This is a genomic window from Nitratidesulfovibrio sp. 1201_IL3209 (assembly GCF_036763125.1).
GTDB lineage: Bacteria > Desulfobacterota > Desulfovibrionia > Desulfovibrionales > Desulfovibrionaceae > Cupidesulfovibrio.
In genome coordinates this window covers 1-728 of the sequence record NZ_JBAIYT010000073.1, presented here as the reverse complement: position 1 = coordinate 728, position 728 = coordinate 1, and the positions used below count along the sequence as shown (strand labels likewise).

Genomic DNA, 728 nt, shown 5'->3' with positions numbered 1-728 from the left:
TGGCTCTAGACCATCAGGCCAAGCCCTGATAGGCTAGAATCATGTTTAAAAACAGCAAATTAAGCCGATACAAAACCGGAAAAATTGCTGAATGCTTTTGCATCGATATTGATGCCACCAAAACGGCCTTACTCCTGAAGCTCAACAGAAAGACCGTGAACAGGTACTTTCTGGCTTTCAGAACGTTGATTTACGCTCACCAGGCATCCTTAAAGGAAAAAATCCTGGGTGTTGTCGAGGTTGATGAAAGTTTTTTCGGCCCCGCCAGGGTCAGAGGACGGCCAGGCCCAAGGAAGCGGGGAAGAGGCACGCTCAAGCAGCCAGTGTTTGGGATCTACGAGCGCAACGGCTCCGTATATACCGAACTGGTGCCGGACTGCTCGGCCAAGTCCTTACAAGCAGTCATCCGGGGGAAAGTTGCTCCTGAAAGCGTCGTGCACTCCGATGGTTGGCGAGGATACGAAGGCTTGGTCGATGTTGGTTATGACAAGCATTTCCGCATCAACAAAGCCAAACACTTTGCCGAGAATGGTGTTCATATTAACGGGATAGAGGCTTTCTGGAGTTTCACCAAGCGTCGTCTCACAAAATTCAATGGGGTGAAGAGGAACTTCGAATTACACCTCAAAGAATGTGAATGGCGCTACAACAAGCCCCTGCCCCAACTCATTGCCGAACTGAACCGACTGGTATCAAAAAACAAAGACCTGATGGTCTAGAGCCTTAGG

The 728-nt window shown here is 49.3% G+C and carries 1 protein-coding gene; it reads left to right on the top strand.

Annotation, left to right across the window (positions count from 1 at the left end; genetic code table 11):
• The first annotated feature begins 41 nt into the window (after positions 1 to 41).
• Positions 42 to 719: an IS1595 family transposase gene (locus V6B97_RS17080; RefSeq protein WP_333507709.1), complete on the top strand. Its 678-nt coding sequence runs from the start codon at positions 42 to 44 to the stop codon at positions 717 to 719.
• The last annotated feature ends 9 nt before the right edge of the window (positions 720 to 728 follow it).